Raw genomic sequence first — 1,983 nt, forward strand, 5'->3', positions numbered from 1 at the left:
TCGGACGCGCTGTCGCGGGCGGCGGCGGCGCGGGTCGGGCTGACCCATCTGGACATGGCGTTCGAAAGCCGCGGCGCCCCGCATCGCGACCGCATCCTGCGCTTCGCGGCGCTGTACCGCACGCTGGACTTTCCGATGCTGATGCACTGCAAATCCGGCGCCGACCGGGCGGGGCTGGCATCGGGCCTGGTCATCCTGTTCGAAGGGGGCACCGCCGCGCAGGCCCTGCGGCAGCTTTCCTGGCGGTTCGGTCATTTCAGCCGTTCGCGCACCGGCATCCTGGATGCGTTCTTCCTACGCTATCAGGCGGAAGCCGAGGGCAGGCTGCCCTTCCTGGACTGGGTCGGCACGGAATATGACGAGGCCAGGCTGCGCCGGGATTTCGTCGCCGGCCGCCTGTCCTCGTTCATCACCGACCGGGTGCTGCGCCGCGAATAGGGGCGGGCGGGTTCGGTTTTTCGGGGCCCTGCCCCGGACCCCGCCAAAGGCGGTGCCTTTGGAAACCATTTGTTTATCAATAAATTGGGGTCTAAGGCAGCGTCTTCGGCTATTCCGCGGGGACCATGGTCCGGATCAGGTTCAGCACGCGCCGGCGCACCGCCGGGTCGGTGATCTGATAATAGAGGCGCACCAGTTCGACGGCCTCGCGGCGCGAGAACAGGGTGAGTTCGCTGCCGGGCATGCCCATGCCGTCGGACAGGCCGCCGAACAATTGCTGCGCCTGGGCAAAATTGCCCCCCGCCGCCAGGCCGCGCGGGGCGGTCGCGCCTTCCAGCCCATCGAAGAAGAAGCTGACCGGCACGTCCAGCACATGCGTCAACTCGTATAGGCGTGAAGCGCTGACCCGGTTGGTGCCTCGTTCATATTTCTGCACCTGCTGAAATGTCAGCCCCAGCGCATCGCCCAGACGTTCCTGTGACATGCCCAGCAAGGTCCGCCGCAACCGGATCCGACTGCCAACATGGACATCCACAGGACTGGGCCCAGAACCTCGCTTGTCGGTCAAAAGAGTGGTCCACCCATGCGATCGCGTTTTCGACGACCGCGTTAAAGAATGATTAACTATTATAAGATCGCTCCGTCGGCCGCAATTTTCATACCCGATCACATTATGAACGAACGGCAGAATCCCGCGGCCCGTGCCGGCACGAGACGTACCGGAAACGGTATGGCTATAATAGAAAAGATTGGGCGGAAAACATGACGAGAACGAGGCGATCGCACGACGGCGCGGATCGGTGATCCGCCTGCCGGCCTCAAAAATTCGTGCATGAATTTCATAAATTCATGGAATTCATGAATTTATGAAGCATCTTCACGTGACGGGGATGATCCCACCTCATCACGACCTGCTCTAAACGGGACGTCGTCTCTGCGCCCTGCCGCGCCATGCCAGGGCCGGCAGCAGGACGCCCAGCGCCAGGATGGCCGGAATCCAGCGGCCCCAGCGGCCGAACGGCGTCACCGGCAGCGCGCCGCCGATGGACACGACCAGGAAACCCTGGCGATTCCACCCCAGCCGGCCCAGTTCGTGCCCGTGGGCGTCGAACGCGGCCGTAATGCCGGTATTGGCCGCGCGGGCGATCGGCAGCCCCTCTTCCACCGCGCGCATGCGTACCGTGGCCAGATGCTGGCGCGGGCCGGCCGTGTTGCCGTACCAGGCGTCGTTGGTCACGTTCACCAGCCAGTCCGGCCGGTCATGGATATCGGCCACCTGGCCGGAAAAAATGACCTCGTAGCAGATCAGCGGCCCGACCGGGGACACGCCCGGCAGGTGCCAGGTCCGCGCCCCGGGCCCCGGCACCATCCCCGCGCCGGGCACCACGTGGAACGGCAGCAGCCAGGGATCGTACTCGCCGAACGGCACCAGGTGGGCCTTGTCGTACAAGCCGGCCACATGCCCGTCCGGTTCGGCCAGCGCGAGCACGCTGTTGCGCCACCGTCCGTCACTGTCGCCGCGCAGCGTGCCGATCATGCCCGCCG

At 65.2% G+C, this 1,983-nt stretch carries 3 protein-coding genes; 1 reads left to right on the forward strand and 2 read right to left on the reverse strand.

The genetic code is table 11. From position 1 onward, the window contains the following. Nucleotides 1-438: protein-tyrosine phosphatase family protein (locus tag HUK84_RS16310; RefSeq protein ID WP_176641220.1), on the forward strand; the 438-nt coding region annotated here is incomplete at its 5' end. Nucleotides 439-547: 109 nt separating this feature from the next. Here HUK84_RS16310 and HUK84_RS16315 read toward each other — a convergent pair. Both HUK84_RS16315 and lnt read right to left on the reverse strand, forming a co-directional pair. Continuing rightward, nucleotides 548-1,006 (reverse strand): helix-turn-helix domain-containing protein, encoded by a 459-nt coding sequence (locus tag HUK84_RS16315; protein WP_246285737.1) that lies wholly within the window; start codon nt 1,004-1,006, stop codon nt 548-550. Nucleotides 1,007-1,354: 348 nt separating this feature from the next. Continuing rightward, on the reverse strand, nt 1,355-1,983 hold a 629-nt coding region (gene lnt / locus HUK84_RS16320), incomplete at its 5' end, for an apolipoprotein N-acyltransferase (RefSeq protein ID WP_176641221.1).

Origin of the sequence: Nguyenibacter vanlangensis (genome assembly GCF_013376155.1) — a bacterium.
Lineage (GTDB): Bacteria > Pseudomonadota > Alphaproteobacteria > Acetobacterales > Acetobacteraceae > Gluconacetobacter > Gluconacetobacter vanlangensis.